This is a genomic window from Pseudoalteromonas sp. Ld20 (assembly GCF_045064175.1).
GTDB classification, from domain to species: domain Bacteria; phylum Pseudomonadota; class Gammaproteobacteria; order Enterobacterales; family Alteromonadaceae; genus Pseudoalteromonas; species Pseudoalteromonas neustonica.
The window spans coordinates 62,762-84,950 of the sequence record NZ_JBISHB010000041.1; the positions used below are offsets into that span (position 1 = coordinate 62,762).

Consider the following 22,189-nt stretch of genomic DNA (forward strand, 5'->3'; position numbering starts at 1 on the left):
AGTGCAAACGTATTGAATTACTAGCAAAAAAAAGCCAACGTAGGCGTTGGCTTTGTAACAAAGAATGTAAATTATGTTTTTACTTAATTTAAATGTTGCTTATACAGCTCAAGTGCTTGATTAAGATCAGTGATTAAATCATCAACATCCTCAAGGCCGATATGCAGCCGGATCACAGGACCTAACTCCCACCCTGTTTGTGAACGTAATCCTTTCATTGTTAAGTTAGCCGTTACTAAACTTTCAAAGCCGCCCCACGAAAAGCCCATTTTAAAATGATCTAAGCCATCCAAAAATGCATCTATCGCCTGCTGGTTACCTTCTTTCATTACAAAGGAAAACAAGCCATTACTGCCATCAAAGTCACGCTTAAAAAACTCATGCCCTGGGCAGCTGTCAAATGCAGGATGGCGGATATGATCAACTAATGGATGACTCTCTAACCACTTAGCAACTTCGATTGCTGCTTTTTCATGCTGATTGAGTCTCACAGCCATAGTACGTAAGCCACGTAGTGCTAAGTATGCATCATCAGCTGATGTGCACTGACCCAGTAAGTAAGACTGTTCACGTAATGTAGGCCAGTATTTTTTATTCGCAACGGCTACGCCCATCATCACATCTGAGTGACCAACTATATATTTTGTTGCCGCTTGAATGCTGATATCGACACCATGCTCAAGTGGTCGATAATGCAAACCGTTGCCGTAAGTATTGTCGAGCATTGTCATCACGCCTTGTTCATTAGCCACAGCAACCATCGCTGGTACATCTTGAACTTCCATCGTAATAGAACCTGGAGATTCTAAAAACAAGACTTTGGTATTTTCTTTGATGAATGTTTTTATACCCGCACCAATTGTAGGCGGATAATACGTGGTTTCAACGCCGAATCCGGCTAAAATTTTATCGCAAAAATCGCGCGTTGGTTCATACGCATTATCAACCATTAAAATGTGATCGCCTGCTTTTACAAACGCCAAGAGTGCACTGCTTATCGCTGCTGCACCACATGGATAGAGCGCACAGCCTTCGCCCCCTTCAAGCTCTGTGATTGCTTCTTGTAACGCAAAATGTGTCGTCGTACCACGGCGACCATAAAATAGCGTTTTATCACCTCGGGTTTTTGCGGCTTGTTTTAGTTCAGCAACAGAATCAAATACAATCGTTGATGCCCGTTGTACTACGGGATTAACTACGCCGTGCGTGTACACTTTTTTTCGCCCGGTACTTACTAATAGAGTGTTTTTATTACTTTTACTCGTCATCATTAATCCTTAAAATATTTCGTTAGAACACACTACACATTGCTTAAACTTTTAAATTACGCCAATAGTCAATTATATAGCGAGAGATAGAATCAGCTCTGGGCAACTTTAAGTGTTCGCCTTCGATATCCCAACTACCAAAGTTATTAAGTTCGTCACGACTAAACCACAGCGCATCATCAAGCTCGTCTTTATCTACTTGTATTTGTTCAGTAACGGCTTCGGCAATAAACCCTAACATAATTGAAGATGGAAACGGCCAAGGCTGTGATGCGATATAACGTACATTATCTACTGCAATTCCCGCCTCCTCCATCACTTCACGCGCAACAGCTTGTTCAAGTGTTTCTCCGGGGTCTACAAATCCAGCCAAAGACGAATACATACCTGGCGCCCATGCTGCTTGCCTACCAAGTAAACAGCGTTCTATACCATCAGAAAATGTGCGCGTGACGACCATAATTACGGCAGGATCGGTACGTGGAAAGGTTGGATGTTTGCACTCTTCATTCGTGCATAAACGAGAGTGCCCTGCTTCAACTAGTATATTATTACTACCACAGCGCCCACAAAAGCGGTGCGTTGCATGCCAATAACAAAGTCCACGCGCCAAAGCAGCAATGGAGCCTTGCTTAATCTCAACGTTCACACCATAACGGCGAATATCAATAAATTCTGCATTAGCGGTTAATGGCGCTAAAGTCGTCACATCGACTGTACTTACATCGAGTGCAAAAAAACTGGTTTGCTGTTCGTCCAAGCCTAAAAATATCGCTTCGCTTAAATCTAAGTGGTTAATATCACTAAAACTTAAAAATGTGACAGTAAAGCTCTGAGCATCAAATAAAGTCTGGTTATTATGAACTAGGATCCAACGGCTTTGAAAGTTGAGTTGAGTTGCTAACCATTGTGAGTCTTTTCGCAAATTAGACGCGCGATCTAATGGCATTTGACTATAATTAAGCATGCTCATCCTTTTTATTTTTTAGATGGCTAAAACTACCATAAGCTTATATTAATTGCATTAAACAAGTCGCTAATCGCCATAGCGAACAAAGGTATATACCCAAGCCACCTCAAGATGCAGAATTCAGCGTTTCACAGGGGCTTAATATCAAGGCGTTACTTTGCAAGAACCATCACTTTTAAGAAGTAACAACGCTGATAGTAAGTGCCTGTGAAACGCCCAACGGGTTGGTTTAAAAGCGATTTATACTGCGTTACTTTTATAAGGGATTGATTTTAACAATAGAACCACTATTACTTGCAATCAATGCCTTGCCTAAATCACTTTTAATTCCAACGACGCTCGCATTTTGAGGTGGTTTGGGTATACATTTATCTTATTACAGACGAAAAAAAAGCCCTTTCGGGCTTTTGAACACACAATAAATTTATTTCATCATTACAAGGTTGCTAAATGCGCCTGTAACTTTTGATTTTCGGCTTCAATATGCTGATAAAACTCTAAATCAGCTAATTTACTTGCCGCAGCTTTATCAATCACAATGACAGCATCTTGATGAAGTTGTAGGGCTGATGCTGGGCATGCAGCCATCAATGGGCCTTCAATCATGGCATGTACTGCATCCGCTTTATTTTCACCGGTTGCAAGTAACACAACTTTTTTGGCTTCTAAAATAGTGCCAATACCCATGGTGATTGATAGATGAGGCTGATATTCATCTGCACCAAAAAAGCGGGCATTATCATCAATTGTTGCTTTGGTCAGTGTTTTAACACGTGTCCGTGAACGAAGACCTGAAGAGGGTTCGTTAAATCCAATATGGCCATTACGCCCAATACCTAACAATTGTACGTCTACACCACCGGCGGCAACAATTTTCGCTTCGTATTCTTTGCAAGCCGTGATTGGGTTTTCTGCATCACCCGCTGGAACAAAGGTATTTTCTTTATTTATGTCAACATGACTAAATAGTTGCTCATTCATAAAGTAACGATAGCTTTGCGGGTGTTCACCGGTCAAACCAAGGTATTCATCTAAATTGAATGAGGTTGCATGTGAAAATGAAATCTCACCTGCTTTATTTTTAGCAATTAATTCTTGATATAAAGCAACCGGCGTAGAGCCTGTTGCTAAACCGAGCACTGATGTTGGTTTTTTTTGTAATTGTGCTGCGAAGATATTTGCGCCATATGCCGCTACAGCAGCTGCATCATTTAAAATTACTATTTGCATATTAGTTTGCTCAGTTATTAAATTAGTTGATGAAAAAATGGGATCTAAGTCCCAACCCCACGTGCAATCGAATTGGGCCTTAGATCAAACCAAACAGGGATACACTGTTTGGTTAATACCATTATGACAACGCTGTCATTATTACCACTTCGATTTAGTTTGTAAAGTAAAAGTGAATAAAAAAATTACATTTTACCGTTTGAATACAATTCGCGGCTAAACGCTGACAAAAATCTTGCGCTTATACATCCAATGTAAAAGTAATATTTGTACTAATAACAATGCTATTACAGCCATAACTGGTTGCCACGAAGGCGGTACTGCATTAATAAACCCACCAAATACGCTCTTACTAATAAAGGTCCAATTAACTAAACTAGATGCTAAATAAATAATAATTGAGTTCGCGCCGATAATAACAAATGGATATGCCAGCTTTTGGCCATTCAAAAGATCCACCAATGCATAAAAAATCGCTAATAGTATTGCGCTCCAGCCAACCGTTACCAGTACGAACGAACTAGTCCATAGCTCTTTATTTACAGGAAAATGTAAATCCCACAACCACCCTAAGCACACGCTGACTACACCTGCGGCAAACAAAACACCTGCGGTTTTCCACTCGCCTATCTGGTTTGCTCTAGCAATCAGTTGACCCGCAAATACGCCTATCAAAGCATTAACAATCGCAGGTAAACTTGATAGTACACCTTCCGGATCTACGGGGCGATTTTGATAACTGATCCCTGGAAGAAAATGCGTATCAAACCATGCGTTCCAACTTCCAGCAGCACTTAAATCACCCGCAGTACCTCCTGGTACAGGAATAAAGCACATTAGAATCCAATAACCAATCAGCAGGCTTATCGCGGTGATAATTTGAGTACGAAGACTGGTATGCCACACCAACATGGCGCAAAAAAACCACGCGATTGCAATTCGTCCAAGCACACTGCTATAACGTATTTCATCAAACGCCAAGGGTATGCCTGTCCCCCACCCGTGGTTATACATTACTCCCAATGCGCACAGCAAAAACAAGCGTTTTATCGCTTTACGGTAGTAGACTTTGCGTTCAAGCCAAGGAAGGTGATCAATTCGTTTTGGCGCTAAGCCCATCGCCACACCGGATAAAAAGATGAACAGCGGAAAAATTAAATCATAAAATGTAAAACCGTGCCATGCGCTGTGTAATGTGTGCGCTTCAAATACTTTCCAACCGGTCCAGCCAGTTAAAATAAATAAGGCGGCAAAAATAGACTGCCCGCCTAAAATCCAAAACATATCCATGCCACGTAAAGCATCAAGTGATGCAAGGCGCTTTCTAACTGGTTTATCGGTATTGTGTTGTGTTGTTGTCATATTTTTTACTCATAGAAACAAAAAAGCCCCGCGATGAAGCTGCGGGGTTTTTTCCAGGGAAACGTTAAATTGCAATACCTGCAATATAAGTGCCTTTGACATATTGATGCTCATCAAGCACCACAAAGTCTGCGTCAAAGCCATCAAGTAAACGTCCCTTTTTCTTGAGGTCTAAATATTGTGCTGGATACAATGCTGCCATGCGTAAGCTTTCGCTTAAACTAACATCTAATGTATTTACCGTGTTGCGCACAGCACTTGCCATATCTAATACACTGCCCGCTAATTCACCAGTACTTGAATTGAGTCTATCGCCGGTACGAATTACCTTTCGTCCATCGAAAAAATCAAATTCCATGTCATCAGTGCCTACTGGCGGCATAGCATCTGTTACCAGCATGATTTTGCCACGTTGCTTTGTGCGAATCGCTAATTGCGCCGACAGTGGATGAACATGATGCCCATCAACAATAAGCCCACACCAGCTATTATCATGCCACAGCGCAGCACCAACGACACCCGGTTCACGCGAGGTAAACGGTGACATTGCATTATATAAATGTGTAAACCCATCTGCGCCTGCATTCAGTGCTGCAATTGTGGTTGCATAGTCTGCATTTGTATGACCAATCGATACTTTTACGCCACACGCCACTAAGCGTTCAACATCAGCAATGCTGACATTTTCAGGTGCTAACGTGACCATTTTTATGCCTAAATCTTGGCGAGCATAAATGGCAAATTCTTGTTCGCTGATTGGGCGAATAAATTGTTCACTGTGCGTGCCTTTTTTTGGAAAAGACAAATGCGGGCCTTCAAAGTGAATACCTAATACACCAGGTACGCCTTCACGTATCGCTTTTGCAGTTGCATCGGCTGCCGCTTGCATTACCTCAACTTTATCAGTGATCAAGGTTGGCATTAATGCGGTACTACCAAATTGACCGTGTGCTTTAGCAATGCGATCCAAACATTCAGTACTTTGATCAGCATTAAAAAATGCACCGCCACCACCGTTAACTTGCACATCAATAAATCCTGGAGCAACTAAGCCATCAAGCTCTATAACGGGATCTGTCGTCTCAGTTTCTAAATTAAATACGCCTTTTTCAACACTAAATAATGCATTATCGATAAAATTTTCAGCGGTAAATAAGCGAGCCGCACGATAGAAAGTTTTCATTACAGCGCTACCTTTTGATTTTGTTCAAGTACAGATTGCTGTGCAAAATAGATTGCCCCCATTTCTGGTGGTTGCTTTGGTACTTCAACTAGCTTAGCGATTGCAGGATCAAGCCATTTATTTAATGGTTCTGCAAGGCCGCCGATCATAGATAAACGCGGGGGGTTATTTTCAAGTAGCCGGTGGGCTAATTTACTTACGTAATCGGCACCCTCTTTTACAATTGCTAACGCAATTACATCGCCCTCGTGAGCTGCATCAAATACATAACGCGCCAGCTTTGCATAACTACTTGAAGGCTGCCCTGCCATTTGCTCAGCGATCCCCATTGCAGTGTCTGTATTAAAGTGGTTTTTTATAACATTACTAATTGCAGTGTGAGGACCTAGCCCGTCGATATCTACGAGTGCAGCTTTAATTGCTTCAAGCCCCATCCATGCGCCACTGCCTTTATCACCTAAAGCAAAACCATGACCGCCATAATTAACAGATTGGCCTTTAACATGTGAAAAACCACATGAGCCTGTTCCTGTAATAATCACCGCGCCATCACCACCTTCATGGGCACCTATGCATGCTGTGTGTAAATCTGTGGTCAAAAACATTTGTTTGAATGGATGTTCCCATTCACTAATTTTTTCATACAAGCTAGGTAAATTAACACCCGCAAGGCCCAAGCCGGCATACACTTGATGCACAGTTTCTAACTGCAAACCCGCATCACGCATTGCTAATTGTGTAGACACCATTATTGACTCTAATGTGCGCTCTAACCCATGTAATGGATTCGCGGGGCCACCTAGGCCGGTGCCCAATACTCCATGTTGTGCAGAGTATATAGTTGCACGGCACTTTGTTCCGCCACCATCGATACCAATAAACAATTGGTCCTTATTCGCACTCTTAGCCATCATGTAACGACCTCTAACCTTCGTTTTTATATTTGTAATAACCGCACTTTTTTTATTGTCTTAATGCGATTCACCCTCAACCCATGTTGAATTAATGTTACACAACAAATGACAGCGTTGTCATTATATTTTTTATAAAAATTCATATATCTTTTATATTTATTGCTAAAATACTGAATTAGAATGAATAATTAACGAAAATAAAATAAAAACTTGTTTGTGTTGATAACATATTAGCTAATTATTTAGTTTTACTACGTCATTTTTGAACAATAAAAGAGCTAACTGTATTACTTTTAGTACCAAATCAGCATAAAAACAATACAGTAATGTATCAGCTTACCTAAAATAATAATTTAGTAAAGTATCACCGATTGTATTGGAATATTTTTTCTAACGGTTGACCGAATACAATGGCTATTTTAAAAGCGACCTCTAAAGAAGGTGAATATCTTGCGGCTTCAATCGCTGCTATTGTTTGTCGCGTTACCCCCACAATCTCGGCTAACTGTTGCTGGGTCATTTCTCCGTGTTCAAAACGTAACGCCCTAATCGTATTTGTAATTGGTAATTTTGCCATGCTAGCCTCTATACAATAACCATGCTTCAACACCTTTGCCTATCACGTCACTTAATAGTGCAACAATCACCAATTGATGCAATGGACTTATTGGCAACCCATATTGTGGCCCAATCAACATTGAAAACACCGTGTGTACAACCCCAATTTGCAAAATAAACAGCGACACACTTTTGGCCTTTAACGCTATGCTTTGCTCTCGTTCATCTTTTGCTTGATTGGCATATTTTGCATTAAATGCAGCTAATATAATGTGCATTACAATCAGCATAGCAACCGTTTGTATTGCTAACGAGATCAATAGACCACTGGCCAATGTTACGTCCATTTGTGCCTGTGGTGTCATCGACAGTACTGACTGCATATAATTAAACAATACAATTAAAGTGATAACCATCTCAAGTAATCGTGATTTTTGTGTATAACTCATAACCCACCTTTTAAAGTTAAGTAAAACAAACTTAATGTTAAATATATTTAACATCGAAACTATAAGTCTACTTTATAACCATGTCAAATATTTTTAACATAAGATTAGTTATTTAATACATGTGTTCTATAAAAGGAGTGAATCATCAATACAATAAAATTGCGCAGCACTTTGCTTTAATGCTTCGGCTGTTAACCTATCTGCTCCATATACATCACAAGGCACATTATACTGCAGCTTTAAATGACCCAGTAATAAAGCAAAATCACCGTCACCAGAGAGCAAGATAACTTTATCAAGCTTTTTACCGTATTCAAGCATGTCTATTGTGATCCCTACATCCCAATCACCTTTTGCACTGCCATCGCGACGTTGAATAAATGGCTTTAACTTTACTTCAAAACCAATCGCACGAAGAATATTTTGAAACTGAGATTGTTTTTCATCACCTCGATAAATTGCATACGCAATCGCGCAATCAATTTCATATTCATCACTTATTTTTGCCCAAAAAGAATTGTAATCGAAGTTTTTCCGATAGATCTCTCTACAGGTATAATAAATATTTTGCACATCAACAAAAATACCTACTCGCGGTTTACTTGAGTTCTTACCTGTCACAAGCTCTGATTGTGTACTCGCTGGTATCTGCGTTTGCTCTGTCATGTTATTTTCCTCATAAACATCGTTACTTATTAGGGCGTGCCAAATCTTGTCGTTACTCTATCATCCTTGCTTTTTAATCGTTAGTAACCTAAATTAGTTACATATTCCAATGTAACCATTTTAGGTTACATATTGCAATGTAACCTAAAATGGTTACTTATCTATATTGGCTATACTAACAGGTATTTTATGATTGCAGTGATAAGTGGTGATGTAATTAAATCACAGAATATTCCTCAGCATGAGTACGATGCAATGCTGTACCAGCTTGATCAAAGCCTAAGAGCTATAACTCAAACATGGCAAGGGCAAAGTACGCTTTATCGCGGTGATGCATTTCAAATTCAGCTCCAGCAACCGCAATACGTTTGCATGGTTGCCTTACTGCTATATTTAAATATAAAAGCAGCTGGGTATGAAATCCGCCAAAGTCTAGCCATTGGCGAAATTGACAACGCACGTGCAGATATCAAAACAGCGACCGGCTCTGCATTTACAATGTCAGGGCGCAGTTTAGACGAAATAAACAACCAACGTTTAATTTTAAATATAGCCAATCAAAATATAGACCCTGGTCTTGCGCTAAATATAGCTTTTGTTGATACCTTGTTGACTAAAATGACGGCAAAACAGGCAAATGCTCTGTATGTGTATTTAACCGCAAAAAACAAGCAGCATAGCGAACTGGCAAAGCAATTAAAAACAAGCCGGGAAAATGTAACCAAATTACTCAATCTTGCACACTACCAATTAATTGAACGATTTTTACATTATGCTGAAGATACTATTTCGACTCTCAAAGGAGTCAAATCATGAGTTTTACTGTATTGATGGCTGCATTAGTAATTGGCCACATATTAGCTGACTTTTACTGGCAACCGATGAGTTGGGTAAATAATCGTAACACGCGTCATTTTCGTGCTAAAAAATTGTATTTACATGTACTCGTTCATGGCGTAACGACCGCTTTAATTGTTACATGGTGGGAGCTTATTTATGGCTGGCAAGACGTATTACGTATTTGTGGCGCAACAGCTATCGTTATGGTGACCCATTATCTCATTGACCTCGCTAAATCGTATTCAAGCAAAGGAGTCGTGCCTTTTATATTTGACCAGCTTGCTCATTTAGCCGTAATTTTACTATTGGCTATTTGGCTAAGTGATAACAGTGATTTTTTTATAGCCGTATGGCAATGGTTAATTGCACCTTCCACATTATGGGTCTTGTGCGGTTATTTATTAATACTCAGTCCCAGTGCTGTATTTATCCGTATGATGTTGGAGCGAATAACCGCTGGTTTTAGTGCCACAGGCAGTTTGCCCGCTGCTGGGCAAAGTATTGGCATGTTAGAGCGCGTACTAATGCTTACCTTTATTTTATTAGATCAATTTGCGGGGGTTGGCTTTTTACTGGCTGCAAAATCGGTGTTTAGATTTGGTGACTTAAGCGCCAGTAAAGATAAAAAGCTAACTGAATATGTCATGCTCGGTACTTTATTAAGTGTCACCGTTACTCTATTTATTGGCCTAGCAATTAATTATCTCAGGGCATAAAAAAGCGCCATATGAAATGGCGCTAATTAAAACGACTCAGTATAACTTACGAGTTACCTTGTGATCCGCTATTATCTGGGCGACGACGGCGCTGACCACTGCCACTTACTGACTGGCGCTTAGCCCAAGGGTTTTGCGCTTGCTCACCACCAGCTTTATTCGCATCCGGTTTTTTACCTGAGCCACCACGGCGTGGGCCTGTGCCATTTCCACCGTTATTCGGTTTTTTACTGTTTGGTTTACTGTTATCAGACTTAGGCTTATTAAATGGCTGTTTAGCTTTTTTAGGCTTTTTAGGTGCGATTGGTCTCGCATCAAGATCTCGCTCAGGCACACCTTGCGTTGGCTCAAAACCCGGCTCTTTGGCGCGTGGAATTAGCTCACCAATAAAGCGCTCAATACCATATAAGTCAGCAGCATCATCACTTGTTACAAATGAAATTGCATGACCCGTTGCACCCGCACGGCCAGTACGACCAATACGGTGAACGTAATCTTCATAAATGTTAGGTAAGTCATAGTTAACAACATGTGGTAATTCAACTATATCTAGGCCACGAGCAACAATATCAGTCGCTACAAGTACACGTACTTCACCGTTTTTAAATCCATCAAGTGCTTTTACTCGTGCGCCTTGAGATTTATTACCATGAATAGCTGCGCCTACAATATCGTCGCGCTCTAGTTGTTTAACTAAACGGTTAGCACCGTGTTTAGTTCGACTAAATACTAATACCTGTTGCCACTCATTCGTGCGGATCAAATGACTTAACAGCGCAGTTTTACGTGCTTTATCTACAGCATACACTGATTGAGTAACACTCTTAGCGGTGGTGTTTTTGGCTGCAACAGAAATTTCAACAGGATCATTAATTAACCCTTTTGCAAGCGCACGAATATCATCCGAAAAAGTCGCTGAGAACATTAAGTTTTGACGTTTAGCCGGTAACTTACTGATGATACGTTTAATATCATGAATGAAACCCATATCAAGCATACGGTCAGCTTCATCAAGCACAAGCACTTCAAGGGTATCGAACTTCAGTGCATTTTGATTATGTAAATCCATTAACCGACCAGGCGTTGCAACTAAAATGTCAACACCTCTGCGTAAACGTTGCATTTGTGGATTTATTTTAACACCACCATACACAACAAATGAGCTAATATCAGAGTGCTTTGCATACTCTTCAACATTTTCGCTTACTTGCAATGCAAGTTCTCGTGTTGGCGTTAAAATAAGCGCACGTACTTGATTGTTTTTAGCTCTTTGACCTTTAGCCAATGACTCAATAAGCGGCAATGTAAAGCCAGCTGTTTTACCTGTACCCGTTTGTGCTGCGGCCATCACATCACGACCTTCAATGATCGCTGGAATGGCTTGAGCCTGAATTGGTGTTGGCGTTTCATAGCCCTTTTCTAAAACTGCATTAACTAAAGACTGTGATAAACCTAACCCATCAAAACTCATATAAACTCTCTTTTAAATAAGGCCAAAGCGGCCAGTTGCGCGCATTATACCGATCGTGACCAATAATGCATTGAATATTCACGTTTACAGCAAGACAGCTAATACAACAATAGTGTCATGCAGAGCAAAGCCTAAGAGTAATACCAATCTGGATAGATATGGGGTCTATTTAATGACAAGAAAATTGCGCTATAACTAGGCAAAAGTTTCTATATCTAGTTGTTCTAAATAAAAAATTTTTAACGGCGTTATAGCGTGATTTAATTCGTTAAATTGTTCAAATATTTATGCTAGTTGGTATAGGGCCTATAAAACACAAAAACGGCACAATGGCCGCTTTAGGAAAACGCTTATTACGTGAGTATTATTTAACCCCTAACTCACGCAAGCGCTCTTGTAAGTAGCTATCAGCCGTGTATCGCTCAGACAAAACAACGTCCGGGCGTGGGTGTAAAAACAAAGGAAGAGAAATACGCGACTTTGTAGACGCTTTGCCCGTAGGATTAATTACACGATGAATAGTCGATGGAAAATAGCCACCCGATGCCTCTTGAAGCATATCGCCAATATTAATAATTAAACTGCCAAAATCACACGGCACGTCTAACCAACCACCATCTGTTTTTTGCACTTGCAAGCCGGGCTCATTTGACGCTGGTAATACTGTTAATAAGTTTATATCGCCATGTGCAGCAGCACGAATCGCACCGGGCTCTTCATCGCCAGTCATTGGCGGATAATGAAGAATACGCAGTAATGTTTGTTCAGAATTCGCAATCATATCTTTTAAATCAATCGAGAATTTAGCGCGCACATCAGCAGGTGCTTCAGCTTGTACCCAGCTTAATAGCTCTGCTGCAAATTCGTTTGCTAAACGGTAGTACTCACGCACATCAGCTTCAAGTTCAGCAGGAACACGACCATTTGGATAAACATGAAAGTACTCTTTAATATCTTTTACCGTAAACCCTTTTGCCACTTCTGACACTGACGGTGGGAAATAACCATCTTGCGTTTCTTTTGAAAATAAGAAGTCATTTTTTTGTTCTGAATTAAAAAAAGCCTGCCAATTTTTATAAATTGACTCAACCAATGACTGTGGTATTGGGTGATTTTTTAATACACCAAAGCCCGTATTTCTAAGAGACTCAACAAATTGAGCGGCCGCATCGCTCGCTTTATAATCAACGGTAGGTAATTGCATGTTCGTATCCAATGAATTAAGTTGTCAAAAGCCTTTGCTAATCATAGCAGTTGCTCCATTGTAGCGCTTCGCGAGAATAATAAACTAGCCTTAAAAACATAAGGACTTATGTCCGCCTTAATTTGGTAAGCGCTTATTACTTGATGTAAATCAAAATGTTGCTATTGTAGGTAAAGCACGAAACTAATTGAAATCATAAGCACAATTTTATGGTCTACTCTTTCATATCCTATTTCGATAATATCTTTCAATCCTAAAAGGTCACCTATGCGCCAAAAAATTTCTTTTAAAAGTGGCGACTTAACACTCGCCGGACAACTTGAAATGCCCACCCGTGAGATAAAATTTTACGCCCTATTCGCACATTGCTTTACCTGTGGTAAAGATATCGCTGCCGCCAGTAGAATTAGCCGAGCACTCACTCAGCAAGGCATTGCGGTATTACGCTTTGATTTTACAGGCCTTGGTAACAGTGACGGTGATTTTGCTAACAGTAATTTTTCATCAAATATTCAAGATTTAGTGGCCGCAGCAGATCACTTACGTGATCATTATAAGGCTCCCCAGTTATTAATTGGTCATAGTTTAGGTGGTGCCGCTGTACTTGCGGCAGCAGAACATATGAATGAAGTTCAAGCAATCACAACAATTGGCGCGCCATCAGATGCACAGCATGTTGCCCATAATTTTGCTGCTCATTTAGACGAGATCAACAGCGCTGGTGAAGCAAAAGTCAGCTTAGCTGGTCGAGAATTCACCATTAAAAAACAGTTTATTGACGATATTGCTAAATACGATAGCAGTCATATTAGTAAGCTTAAACGCGCGTTATTGGTGATGCACTCCCCCATTGATGCCACGGTTAAAATCTCAGAAGCTGAAAAAATATACGCTGCGGCAAAACACCCTAAGAGTTTTATAAGCTTAGATGATGCAGACCATTTACTCACCAATAAAGAAGACGCAGACTACGTGGCACACATAATTGCCTCATGGGCAACACGCTATGTAAAATATGATAAAAGTGAATACACAGCCAAACTTAATAATGGCAATGTACTCGTTGAAGAAAAAGACCATGTATTTACTCAGCACGTCAGTACTAAAGATCACACATGGCTCGCTGATGAGCCTCTTAAAGTTGGCGGCAGTAATTTAGGGCCAGATCCTTATCACCACTTATTAGCTGGCCTTGGTGCATGCACATCTATGACGCTGCGTATGTATGCAAACCGAAAAAACCTACCGCTAGAACACGTCAAAGTTGAACTTGAGCACACTCGTGACTACCACACTGATTGTCACGATTGCGAACAAACCGGTAATCTTGAAGCAATCACACGCAAAATCACCCTAGTGGGCGATTTAACAGACGAACAACGTCAGCGCCTGTTGGAAATAGCCGATAAATGCCCGGTACATAAAACCTTGCATAATAATCCACTGATCGTAAGTGAGCTAGTATATTAATAACAAAGTTACTTTTCAGGTACTTGATTTACAGGTATAAAAATTTGTTTTTATCATTTACCTACCAACCTCCGCCGCCGCCTCCACCTCCACCGCCGCCTCCAGAAAAACCACTACCACTGGAGAACCCCGAACTAGTCGTAGAAGATGAAGCGCCTAAATTACCAGTGGCCGAATAACTAATGCTCTCTAACGAATTAACAAATTCTGACTGAGCTGAAAAGCTACCCAAAAACCAAATAGGCTTGTACCTGAATGGATTAAGGTTATCAGAAGATGATCGTTTCTTACGTGCTTTCAGTTTTCTAAATTGTTTTCTTTTCATTTTCTGAACATTATCAAATCGACTACACCACACTTTTTGAAGCTCTAATGAAATAGCATATGGTAGCAACGTTTCATATTCCGATGCATCGAGTAAAAAATCATCCTCAGGTTCTTTTTCGGCCTCTATATATTTTTTTATCTGTAACGCACTGATTAATAATTGTCGGCCATAATGGGTGGGAGCGTAATTTAAGTGCGCTGCTGACAGACAAAAAAGTATTAAAAAAGCGCTCGATAACGACAATAATGGTAAAAAGTAGCACAGTAAACCAACCCATGGGATCCATACAGCACCAATCATCAGCGCTTTATTTTTTATTTGTGACGCAGGCTTATCTTTATCTTTATCTTTATCTTTATCTTTATCAAAAATGCTTTCGTAAATGGCAAACCATAAAATAAATATGGGAAAAGTCATCACTATCACCAGCGGCCCCCACAGTATATCAATCCAATCTGATACGCCTAAAACCGATTGAACGCCGACAAACATACTCGATAAACCAACAGTAATGAGTGTGTACTTGAAATTCCAGGTAAAAATTTTTGCGTCTTTTGCCTCAGCTCTCAACGCTTTACTAAACAACTTAAAAAGCTGACGGTTTGGTTCTCTATTATCGCTACTAATAACGTAACAACCACCTTCATTGATAACCCAATCAAGTACACATTGCTCATTTTTTGGCAGGGCCTTATTAGGAAAGTTGGGTTTAACCGTTAGTAACAATGAATGTGAGTAATATCGGCCAACAACTACCGTCTCAGTACTCAACTCTTGAGTGTATTTTAAGTCTAAATAACCTTTAACTCCCAAGCTTACACAGGTTGATGTAAACTCTTCGATTGAGCATTTCATAGAAAATCCATGCTTGGTGATACCTCGGATCAGCGCCGGGGAAAGTTCATTTGGTATTTTTACTACTTCTAAAAGTTCAACATTTTCATCAGGGTATTGGCCGAATTTACGCCAAGACCAATAAATAAAGCTACCGACTGCACCTAAAAATATTATGGCTATAACCCACTCGATAAACTCCAATAAAAATATAAGATAAAACAGCGATGGTTGTTCTATTACACCTTTAGGTAACGCAATCACAATAGTCATTCCCTGACTCTGACCTAGAACAGTCTTAGCAGTAAACCTAAACTCGTTTTGTTTTGGATTCTGGGCAAAGTAATCGCTGCCTTTTTCCCGATAAGAACCTGTATACGCAAGCCACTGCAATGCACGTGACTTTTCAGGTAGATTAACTACAACCTTTGACTGCTCTATTGAGGTTGCCCATTGATAAGGTATCGCATGAAATAAAAGCTCATCATGATTTTGAAAAAACCTAATTTTATCTGATAGCTGATAAGAAATAACAAACTTAGCTTGCCCTAAAGCTAATTTTTTAGTTGGATCTCCCACTTTAATAATGGCCTGACCTTCTGAAAACGTCACTAAATAAGGGGTGGGTTTATCATTTAAGTGAGCGCTTAACATTTTAAAACCAGCTAGATACTGGCCACCATATTGACCTTCTAATACTAATGGGACTGCTCTATAAATACCGTGTTCAAAAATATAACCGCCTGCGATTAAATCAAACTGCTCTGTAATTACAAGATCGCCATTAGGTTTAACATCTATCGTTACATAAAGCCCTTGTGTTGAGTCTAATGCTTTGACTTGCATGCAAAATAGCGACGTAAAAAAAAGCAATAAAATTATGCTTCCTTGCAAAAAACACTTCATTGTAAATTAATTCCTTATAAATAACGTTTATCTATTCATTAGATATTTGATGTACCAAAAATTCGTTTAAATGCCTTTTCATCTTATTGAGCAATTTAATAGGCCCTGCATCGAACATATCATTATGGCGTGCATTAGGTAAAAAAAACTGATCCACAGGGAAACTTGTAAGTTCGTCTGCGGTGTATAATACCCCCGTATCAGCAGGATAATCACTGCCGCGCAGCGTTAAAACCCGAATGTTTTTATTGCGAGGTAATAACATACGGCGATGATCTAAGGTGATCACATTACTCACCTCATTTGGGTAGATAGCTGCGTAGAGTGCAGATATATCACCACCATTTGAGTGACCAAATAAAGTCAGGTGGCTAAAATCATACGCCGGATATTTAGCGGATAATTTCTCAACTAAGAATTTCAGAGTGACTACACCACGATGCCAATTTTCTATTCGCGTTGCCATGTAGGGAGGATTAGAGTTAAGCGCAGGATCATTTTTTAGTTCATGAGCTACAGCAATGCTTAAATAACCCTTAGCTGTAAAAACATCTACCGCAAACTGATAGTCAGTATGCGCAATCCCATAGCCAGCACTAATAAATGCCACTGGGCATTTTGTTTGTTGGCTGCAGTGCTCGTTATATGCTGGTAATGAAATACTGATCGGGATGACGCGAGCACGCGCTTTATCAACAATCACTTCGCTGTTTGTTGCGGAACTCGCGGTTACACTGACTATGAGAAAACAGAAGCTCACAAAGTACTTAAAAGGTAGTGGCATTAATTTGCCTAGCTTATTTTATTTAAATTACAAAGTACTTTAAGGCTTTGAATATTAATTGCAATAAAACGAAGTGCTAAGAACAATTAACAGTCTTAAAGAAAGAAATAATTATTTTAAATTTATGCGATAATAGTGCCATTGTCCTAACGTTTATTTAGAAAAGAACCTATCCATGAAATCATACAATAGCATCGAAGAACGTATCGATATTTTACAAAGCAGAATTGAAGCGTATAAAGCTGAAATCGAAACGCTAGAAACAGAGCCAAAAAATAATAACGAGCGTATTATTTTTAAATTTATTGAAACAGGTAGTACAGGTAAAACTAAAGATTTTGTACGTGAGTTAGGTATTAAATCGCCGCGTGATAGCTTGTATTCGTCAGGTGATGTATCAAAACTAATTAAAGATGGTGCAAGTGATATTACCCCTGCACTACTTGATATCGCCAGAGCACTTGCCAGCGCACGAAATAAAAATGGCCCTGCCTGCTAATTCAGCTCTAAATTAGCCGTGTAATAACGGCTAATCTACCAGCTCGATATCCAGTCCACTGAGTAAATTTAACGCTTCAAAACGCTCAAACTTCGCATTACTAACATTATTATTTTTTATATCAATATTAAAATTCGTCGCGCCGACAAAGTTTGCTTTATTCAAATGTGTTTGATGAAACAGACTATCTCTAAAATCAGTGTCACTAAAATTACTAGCCGCTAAATTAGCGTGTCTAAAATCAACATCTTTCGCAAAACAGCCTGTCATAGTCAGCTCTTTTAACACTAACTCATAAAACGAGCTATGACTGAGCTGGCAATTTTTAAAACTCACCGATGATGTAAGTGCTAGTTGCGGCCAATTTACCTGCACCCATTGAATACTATTGAGTTTACAATCAACAAAGCTTACGTCTTCAAGCGCGCTATAACCCCAATTCAAATCGCTCAAGTTACAGTTAATAAATTCGCACTCAATAAAACGACAATTACTAAACTGGCTGTCACTGAAATCACATTCAATAAACTGGCACTGCTCAAATTCTATGTTACTAAAACGTTGTGCGTTGACAGCACATTTTGAAAATTGCTGATCGTAATAGTCTAACTCTTTAAACACTAGAAGGCTTAACCTCTAAATCGTTTTTTAAAGCAAGAACCGCAATATAAATCAACCCAAAAAGAGGAATAATTGATAATAGCCCGCCAATTACAGCAACGATAACCGGTGTTGTTGTTTTTCTTTTACCAAGGCGATAACTTATCCATGCAAATAATGGGATGCATACTATAAATACAAAAACCAAAAATTCACCAAGCAACGTCGCATTAATATTCATTTACTGTCCTTAATATATTTCTTAATGAATTACCCCGCGCTAAGGCTTTTCGCTTCGAGAAGCAGAGTAGAGTATCTAAATTAGCCGAAAGTCAAAAACTGTTACGCCGGGAAATTGAACCCAAAGAGATTAAACAAATTTTATTACACCATAAAAAAACCCTTAAGCCAACACTTAAGGGTTTTTAATCAATTGCGCGGTTAAGTGCTAATTAATAACTTATTCTGCTGACTTTTCAGCTTTTTCAACAACACTAATTGCCAACTCTGACAATGAGTCTACATTGGCTTTGCTTGGTGCGTTGGTTAATAAACACGATGCTTGTGTGGTTTTAGGGAAAGCAATCACGTCACGAATGTTATCAGTGCCGCACAGTAGCATTGCTAAACGGTCTAAACCAAACGCAAGACCGGCATGCGGTGGCGTACCGTATTTTAGTGCTTCAAGTAAGAAACCAAACTTATCTTGTTGCTCTTGTGCATCAATGCCTAAGATTCTAAATGCCGCTTCTTGCATATCGGCGTTGTGAATACGTACCGAACCACCACCTACTTCGTAGCCATTTAATACCATATCGTATGCATCTGAAATAGCCGCTGCAGGGTTTGCTTCAAGTTCGCTTGCGTTCACATCTTTCGGCGCAGTAAATGGGTGATGAACGGCATGTAATGTGCCTTCGTCATCTTCTTCAAACATTGGGAAGTCAACAACCCAAAGTGGTGCCCAGCTATTAAGATTTGTGATTTCTAAATCAAGGCCAATTTTAATGCGTAGTGCGCCCATTGCTTCATTTACTGTGTTGCGTTTATCAGCACCAAATAAAATGATGTCGCCAGTTTGTGCGTTAGTACGCGCAAGTAGTTCGTTGATCACGCCTTCATTTAAAAACTTAGCGATTGGTGATTGTACGCCTTCAACGCCTGCAGCGCGGTCGTTTACTTTCATCCAAGCAAGACCTTTCGCGCCGTAAATACCGATGAACTTAGTATAGTCATCAAGTTGCTTACGCGAAAGTGATGCACCGCCCGGTACAGTTAATACTGCAACACGGCCTTTTTCATCATTTGCAGGGCCAGAGAATACTTTAAACTCAACGTCTTTTACTAAATCAGCAACGTCAATCAGTTTCATTGGGTTACGTAAATCTGGCTTATCAGAGCCATATAAGCTCATTGCCTCAGAGTATGGCATGATTGGGAACTCACCCAAATCGACATCTAGCAACTGTTGCCACATTTCGCGGATCATTTTCTCTGTCATACCACGGACTTGATCAGAGCTCATGAACGAGGTCTCTATATCTATTTGGGTAAATTCAGGTTGGCGATCAGCACGTAAATCTTCATCACGGAAACATTTAACGATTTGGTAATAACGGTCAAAACCAGACATCATCAACAATTGTTTAAACAATTGTGGAGACTGCGGTAATGCGTAAAAGCTGCCTTTATGAACGCGACTTGGTACTAAGTAATCACGCGCACCTTCTGGTGTTGCTTTAGTCAGTACTGGGGTTTCTATGTCTAAAAAGTTATTTTCATCAAGGAAGCGACGCACAAAGCTACTTGCTTTAGCACGTAGCTTAATACGGTCACTCATTTCTAAACGACGAAGGTCTAGGTAACGGTATTTTAAACGACGCTCTTCAGAGTTTACCTGATTAAAATCAAGCGGTAATGGCTCTGAGCGGTTGATGATAGTTAAGCCTGTGCCTAAAATTTCAACTTCACCCGTTGCCATATCTTTATTGATTTGGCTCTCTGGGCGTGCACGAACAACCCCTTTTAACTGTACGCAAAATTCTTGACGTAACGTATTCGCTGTATCCATTAAGCCTTCAACTTCAGGATCGAATACAACTTGTACTAAACCTTCTCTATCGCGTAAATCGACAAAGATAAGTCCACCAAGGTCACGTCGTTTATTGATCCAACCACATAATTCAACTTCTTGATCTACGTGTGTTTTATTTAGTTGTCCGCAGTATATAGAGCGCATAGTATTCCTGTCAGTGTAAAGACCAATAGCCGCTTCCCCTAAAAATTGCTGTTTTGGAGGGAGATAAGCCACTATTTATAAATCATTTTAGGCTGGGTATTATACCCAAGTTACCTCAAGATGCGAGTGTCGTTGGAATTAAACTTACATGAAACGCTGCATTTTGTCATTTGATCTAACCTGTATCAATGCGACCTAAAAAACCACTTCTATGCTTTGAGTTTACAGATTTGATATACTTGCTAAAACACACAATTTTATAGCCATTTTATGTTGTATTTAGGGTGTCCGCAGTGGTCAAGTACCGCGTGGAAAGGCAATTTGTTATCTAGTCACTGTAAAAATGCTGATATGCTGCGAGAATACGCGCGTACATTTAATTCAGTTGAGGGTAATACCAGCTTTTATGCCGATCCAAGTGCCGAGTCACTGACACGTTGGATTGAATCAGTGGACAGTGATTTTAAATTTACCTTTAAATTTCACCGACGTTTTAGTCATGAGTTACAGCTTACTCATATAGATGACGCGCTCAGCGCATGGTTTACCTTATTTGAACCAATATTGCCCCACATTGGGCAAATAATGCTGCAATTGCCAAGTAGCTTTAGCCCTCAACAGCTCCCCCTATTAGCGCAATTTATTACCAAACTCCCTAAAGGCTTAAGCTACGGCGTTGAAGTTCGTCATCCTGAATTTTTTAAAAAAGGCGCAGCCGAAATTGCCCTTAATCAGCTATTAATAGCAAATAACATCAATCGTATCGCTATGGATACCCGCGCATTATTTGCAGTCAAACCAAATACCGATGCGCTCATTGATGCCCAGCAAAAAAAGCCACATTTACCTGTGCATGCCATTGCGACTGGCAGTCAACCTATGGCTCGTTTTGTGATTGCCGATTTAGAACACGACTATAAAAGCTATTACCGACCGTGGCTGAAAAAAGTGCAACAATGGCTTGATGAAGGCAAACACCCGTATGTATTTTTTCATACTGCAGATAACCGTCAAGCGCCATTATTAGCCCGCGAGTTTTGTAAAGATTTGGCTTATGAACACCCGGTACTAACCCCTTTCATTGGTGAAAAAGAAGCCAGTCAAGCAAGTTTATTTTAAATTCCGCTAAAATATAATTAACAATAAAGAAGTATTGAATGAGTGATTTTAAACGCTATTTTACCGGCTACCCAGAGCAAATTGTCAACCAAGTCATGGAGCTTATTGATAATGATAAACACGGCGCATATTTAACCAAGAAATACCCTCGCCCTCACACCATCACTAGCGATAAATCGTTATATGCTTATGCCACCGAACTTAAAAAGCGCTATTTAAAAAACGCGCCCCCGTTTGGCCGCGCCGCATTTAAAAAGCAAGGCGATATGGTCACTAATGCACTCGGTACTCACACCTATCGTATGCAAGGCAAAACCCGTAAACATGATTTGGCCATAAACAGTGACTTACTGCGCGCGCCCGAGGAATTACTAAAAGCCCTAGTTGTACACGAACTAGCCCACTTTAAGGAAAAAGACCATAACAAAAGCTTTTATGCACTTTGCTGTCACATGGAACCCCTATACCACCAGCTAGAGCTCGATTTACGAATATTTTGTGTGTTAGTAACGCAAGGAAAGAATCCATATTTAAAGTAAACATTATTGCCCACGACAGAAAGTGGCAACTCCATTGGTT

Annotated in this window: 22 protein-coding genes; 6 read left to right on the top strand and 16 right to left on the bottom strand. The window is 39.9% G+C overall.

Going from position 1 to position 22,189, the window contains the following annotated elements; all coding sequences use genetic code 11:
• Nucleotides 1–83: 83 nt before the first annotated feature.
• From ACJJVX_RS15935 to ACJJVX_RS15975, 9 genes are all read right to left on the bottom strand, one after another.
• Nucleotides 84–1,268, bottom strand: coding sequence for a cystathionine beta-lyase (locus tag ACJJVX_RS15935; protein ID WP_170173504.1), 1,185 nt, complete (start codon nt 1,266–1,268; stop codon nt 84–86).
• A 43-nt stretch (nt 1,269–1,311) separates the two neighbouring features.
• Nucleotides 1,312–2,235 carry an NAD(+) diphosphatase gene (gene nudC, locus ACJJVX_RS15940; RefSeq protein ID WP_405632372.1) on the bottom strand — a complete coding sequence of 308 codons (924 nt, stop codon included), beginning with the start codon at nt 2,233–2,235 and terminating at the stop codon, nt 1,312–1,314.
• A gap of 438 nt (nt 2,236–2,673) precedes the next feature.
• Entirely contained in the window at nt 2,674–3,468 is a 795-nt protein-coding gene (gene nagB / locus ACJJVX_RS15945; RefSeq protein WP_054205654.1) for a glucosamine-6-phosphate deaminase, read from the bottom strand.
• 216 nt (nt 3,469–3,684) lie between these two features.
• Entirely contained in the window at nt 3,685–4,830 is a 1,146-nt protein-coding gene (nagX, locus tag ACJJVX_RS15950; protein WP_054455519.1) for a transmembrane glucosamine N-acetyltransferase NagX, read from the bottom strand.
• A gap of 64 nt (nt 4,831–4,894) precedes the next feature.
• A complete protein-coding gene (gene nagA / locus ACJJVX_RS15955) occupies nt 4,895–6,013 on the bottom strand; it encodes an N-acetylglucosamine-6-phosphate deacetylase (protein ID WP_054205652.1) in 1,119 nt (372 codons plus the stop codon).
• Nucleotides 6,013–6,927, bottom strand: a complete 915-nt coding sequence (gene nagK / locus ACJJVX_RS15960) for an N-acetylglucosamine kinase (RefSeq protein ID WP_054205651.1) — start codon at nt 6,925–6,927, stop codon at nt 6,013–6,015. Before nagK ends, nagA begins: the two co-directional genes overlap by 1 nt.
• A gap of 364 nt (nt 6,928–7,291) precedes the next feature.
• Nucleotides 7,292–7,504, bottom strand: a complete 213-nt coding sequence (locus ACJJVX_RS15965; protein ID WP_054205650.1) for a helix-turn-helix transcriptional regulator — start codon at nt 7,502–7,504, stop codon at nt 7,292–7,294.
• A gap of 1 nt (nt 7,505) precedes the next feature.
• Nucleotides 7,506–7,934 (bottom strand): hypothetical protein, encoded by a 429-nt coding sequence (locus ACJJVX_RS15970; RefSeq protein ID WP_054455517.1) that lies wholly within the window; start codon nt 7,932–7,934, stop codon nt 7,506–7,508.
• A 126-nt stretch (nt 7,935–8,060) separates the two neighbouring features.
• Complete coding sequence (locus ACJJVX_RS15975; protein WP_405632377.1) at nt 8,061–8,600, bottom strand: NYN domain-containing protein; 540 nt, start codon at nt 8,598–8,600, stop codon at nt 8,061–8,063.
• Nucleotides 8,601–8,789: 189 nt separating this feature from the next.
• Between ACJJVX_RS15975 and ACJJVX_RS15980 the strand changes: the two genes are divergently transcribed.
• Both ACJJVX_RS15980 and ACJJVX_RS15985 read left to right on the top strand, forming a co-directional pair.
• Nucleotides 8,790–9,416, top strand: a complete 627-nt coding sequence (locus tag ACJJVX_RS15980) for a hypothetical protein (RefSeq protein WP_405632379.1) — start codon at nt 8,790–8,792, stop codon at nt 9,414–9,416.
• Entirely contained in the window at nt 9,413–10,156 is a 744-nt protein-coding gene (locus ACJJVX_RS15985) for a DUF3307 domain-containing protein (RefSeq protein WP_054455513.1), read from the top strand. The genes ACJJVX_RS15980 and ACJJVX_RS15985 overlap by 4 nt, the downstream gene beginning before the upstream one ends.
• A 46-nt stretch (nt 10,157–10,202) precedes the next feature.
• On the opposite strand, the gene ACJJVX_RS15990 is transcribed toward ACJJVX_RS15985, so the two are convergent.
• Complete coding sequence (locus tag ACJJVX_RS15990; protein WP_054205646.1) at nt 10,203–11,627, bottom strand: DEAD/DEAH box helicase; 1,425 nt, start codon at nt 11,625–11,627, stop codon at nt 10,203–10,205.
• Between the two features lie 364 nt (nt 11,628–11,991).
• A complete protein-coding gene (locus tag ACJJVX_RS15995; protein ID WP_054455511.1) occupies nt 11,992–12,831 on the bottom strand; it encodes an isopenicillin N synthase family oxygenase in 840 nt (279 codons plus the stop codon).
• Between the two features lie 267 nt (nt 12,832–13,098).
• Between ACJJVX_RS15995 and ACJJVX_RS16000 the strand changes: the two genes are divergently transcribed.
• Nucleotides 13,099–14,301, top strand: coding sequence for an alpha/beta fold hydrolase (locus tag ACJJVX_RS16000; protein WP_405632382.1), 1,203 nt, complete (start codon nt 13,099–13,101; stop codon nt 14,299–14,301).
• Between the two features lie 61 nt (nt 14,302–14,362).
• Here the strand turns inward: ACJJVX_RS16000 and ACJJVX_RS16005 are convergent, their stop codons facing one another.
• On the bottom strand, nt 14,363–16,369 hold the full coding sequence (locus ACJJVX_RS16005) for a DUF2207 domain-containing protein (protein WP_405632385.1): 2,007 nt from the start codon (nt 16,367–16,369) through the stop codon (nt 14,363–14,365).
• A gap of 31 nt (nt 16,370–16,400) precedes the next feature.
• Nucleotides 16,401–17,153 (bottom strand): alpha/beta hydrolase, encoded by a 753-nt coding sequence (locus ACJJVX_RS16010; RefSeq protein WP_054205641.1) that lies wholly within the window; start codon nt 17,151–17,153, stop codon nt 16,401–16,403.
• A gap of 175 nt (nt 17,154–17,328) precedes the next feature.
• On the opposite strand from ACJJVX_RS16010, the gene ACJJVX_RS16015 reads away from it, so the two are divergent.
• Nucleotides 17,329–17,652 carry a hypothetical protein gene (locus tag ACJJVX_RS16015; protein WP_054205640.1) on the top strand — a complete coding sequence of 108 codons (324 nt, stop codon included), beginning with the start codon at nt 17,329–17,331 and terminating at the stop codon, nt 17,650–17,652.
• A gap of 30 nt (nt 17,653–17,682) precedes the next feature.
• On the opposite strand, the gene ACJJVX_RS16020 is transcribed toward ACJJVX_RS16015, so the two are convergent.
• From ACJJVX_RS16020 to aspS, 3 genes are all read right to left on the bottom strand, one after another.
• Nucleotides 17,683–18,273 (bottom strand): pentapeptide repeat-containing protein, encoded by a 591-nt coding sequence (locus tag ACJJVX_RS16020; RefSeq protein WP_054454240.1) that lies wholly within the window; start codon nt 18,271–18,273, stop codon nt 17,683–17,685.
• Entirely contained in the window at nt 18,266–18,493 is a 228-nt protein-coding gene (locus tag ACJJVX_RS16025) for a hypothetical protein (protein WP_054205638.1), read from the bottom strand. The genes ACJJVX_RS16020 and ACJJVX_RS16025 overlap by 8 nt, the downstream gene beginning before the upstream one ends.
• A 219-nt stretch (nt 18,494–18,712) precedes the next feature.
• Nucleotides 18,713–20,491, bottom strand: a complete 1,779-nt coding sequence (gene aspS, locus ACJJVX_RS16030) for an aspartate--tRNA ligase (RefSeq protein ID WP_342883456.1) — start codon at nt 20,489–20,491, stop codon at nt 18,713–18,715.
• 270 nt (nt 20,492–20,761) lie between these two features.
• Between aspS and ACJJVX_RS16035 the strand changes: the two genes are divergently transcribed.
• Both ACJJVX_RS16035 and ACJJVX_RS16040 read left to right on the top strand, forming a co-directional pair.
• Nucleotides 20,762–21,610, top strand: coding sequence for a DUF72 domain-containing protein (locus tag ACJJVX_RS16035; protein ID WP_054454236.1), 849 nt, complete (start codon nt 20,762–20,764; stop codon nt 21,608–21,610).
• Between the two features lie 38 nt (nt 21,611–21,648).
• On the top strand, nt 21,649–22,149 hold the full coding sequence (locus ACJJVX_RS16040; protein WP_054454234.1) for a M48 family metallopeptidase: 501 nt from the start codon (nt 21,649–21,651) through the stop codon (nt 22,147–22,149).
• Nucleotides 22,150–22,189 lie beyond the last annotated feature (40 nt).

Bases quoted from the DNA above. Each gene is read 5' to 3' on its own strand.
- ACJJVX_RS16005 (WP_405632385.1), bottom strand. From the start codon at position 16,369: ATGAAGTGTTTTTTGCAAGGAAGCATAATTTTATTGCTTTTTTTTACG.
- ACJJVX_RS15995 (WP_054455511.1), bottom strand. From the start codon at position 12,831: ATGCAATTACCTACCGTTGATTATAAAGCGAGCGATGCGGCCGCTCAA.
- nagA (WP_054205652.1), bottom strand. From the start codon at position 6,013: ATGAAAACTTTCTATCGTGCGGCTCGCTTATTTACCGCTGAAAATTTT.
- ACJJVX_RS15980 (WP_405632379.1), top strand. From the start codon at position 8,790: ATGATTGCAGTGATAAGTGGTGATGTAATTAAATCACAGAATATTCCT.
- ACJJVX_RS16015 (WP_054205640.1), top strand. From the start codon at position 17,329: ATGAAATCATACAATAGCATCGAAGAACGTATCGATATTTTACAAAGC.
- ACJJVX_RS16035 (WP_054454236.1), top strand. From the start codon at position 20,762: ATGTTGTATTTAGGGTGTCCGCAGTGGTCAAGTACCGCGTGGAAAGGC.
- ACJJVX_RS16010 (WP_054205641.1), bottom strand. From the start codon at position 17,153: ATGCCACTACCTTTTAAGTACTTTGTGAGCTTCTGTTTTCTCATAGTC.
- ACJJVX_RS16000 (WP_405632382.1), top strand. From the start codon at position 13,099: ATGCGCCAAAAAATTTCTTTTAAAAGTGGCGACTTAACACTCGCCGGA.
- nudC (WP_405632372.1), bottom strand. From the start codon at position 2,235: ATGCTTAATTATAGTCAAATGCCATTAGATCGCGCGTCTAATTTGCGA.
- aspS (WP_342883456.1), bottom strand. From the start codon at position 20,491: ATGCGCTCTATATACTGCGGACAACTAAATAAAACACACGTAGATCAA.
- ACJJVX_RS15975 (WP_405632377.1), bottom strand. From the start codon at position 8,600: ATGACAGAGCAAACGCAGATACCAGCGAGTACACAATCAGAGCTTGTG.
- ACJJVX_RS15935 (WP_170173504.1), bottom strand. From the start codon at position 1,268: ATGACGAGTAAAAGTAATAAAAACACTCTATTAGTAAGTACCGGGCGA.
- ACJJVX_RS15965 (WP_054205650.1), bottom strand. From the start codon at position 7,504: ATGGCAAAATTACCAATTACAAATACGATTAGGGCGTTACGTTTTGAA.
- ACJJVX_RS15990 (WP_054205646.1), bottom strand. From the start codon at position 11,627: ATGAGTTTTGATGGGTTAGGTTTATCACAGTCTTTAGTTAATGCAGTT.
- ACJJVX_RS15970 (WP_054455517.1), bottom strand. From the start codon at position 7,934: ATGAGTTATACACAAAAATCACGATTACTTGAGATGGTTATCACTTTA.
- nagB (WP_054205654.1), bottom strand. From the start codon at position 3,468: ATGCAAATAGTAATTTTAAATGATGCAGCTGCTGTAGCGGCATATGGC.
- ACJJVX_RS15985 (WP_054455513.1), top strand. From the start codon at position 9,413: ATGAGTTTTACTGTATTGATGGCTGCATTAGTAATTGGCCACATATTA.
- ACJJVX_RS16040 (WP_054454234.1), top strand. From the start codon at position 21,649: ATGAGTGATTTTAAACGCTATTTTACCGGCTACCCAGAGCAAATTGTC.
- ACJJVX_RS16025 (WP_054205638.1), bottom strand. From the start codon at position 18,493: ATGAATATTAATGCGACGTTGCTTGGTGAATTTTTGGTTTTTGTATTT.
- nagK (WP_054205651.1), bottom strand. From the start codon at position 6,927: ATGATGGCTAAGAGTGCGAATAAGGACCAATTGTTTATTGGTATCGAT.
- nagX (WP_054455519.1), bottom strand. From the start codon at position 4,830: ATGACAACAACACAACACAATACCGATAAACCAGTTAGAAAGCGCCTT.